The sequence below is a fragment of the Methylobacterium sp. J-070 genome (assembly GCF_022829385.1).
Taxonomy (GTDB): Bacteria; Pseudomonadota; Alphaproteobacteria; order Rhizobiales; family Beijerinckiaceae; genus Methylobacterium.
Genome location: NZ_JAKSXX010000258.1, coordinates 1 through 551, shown reverse-complemented (window position 1 = coordinate 551; position 551 = coordinate 1). Strand labels below are relative to the sequence as shown.

1 protein-coding gene is annotated in these 551 nt (G+C 69.7%); it reads left to right on the top strand.

Annotation, left to right across the window (positions count from 1 at the left end; translation table 11 throughout):
• A partial coding sequence (locus MKL01_RS30255; RefSeq protein ID WP_243908883.1) for a transglutaminase-like cysteine peptidase occupies positions 1-549 on the top strand: 549 nt, incomplete at its 5' end.
• Positions 550-551 lie beyond the last annotated feature (2 nt).

Here is a 551-nt window from a genome sequence, read left to right as displayed (position 1 = left end):
CAGACCCTGGCGAGCCTTCCGAACGAGGTCGGGGCGCGTCTTCAGGGTGAGGCCAAGCCGATCGCCGCCTGGGTGACGTTCTGCCAGTCGTACGCGGCCGAGTGCGCGGTGGACCGGGGCGAGCCGGCGCGGATCAGCCTGACGGCGGCGAGCTGGGCGACGATCGTGTCGGTAAACCGGCGGGTGAACAAGGCGGTCGAGCCGATGACCGATCAGGACCACCTGCACGTGGCCGACCGCTGGGACCTGGCCGAGGACGGCATCGGCGATTGCGAGGACTTCCAGCTGCTCAAGCGCCACCTGCTGGCCGAGGCCGGCCTGCCGCGGCGGGCGATGCGCATGACCGTGGTGATCGACGAGAAGGGCGAGGGCCACGCGGTGCTGACGCTGATCACCGACCGGGGCGACCTCGTGCTCGACAACAAGACCAACGCGATCCTGCCCTGGCACAAGACCGGCTACGTGTTCATCAAGCGCGAGAGCCAGGACTCCGTCGCCTGGGTGTCCCTCGGCGGCGTCACCTCGCCGGTCACCACCGCAAACCGCTGAGC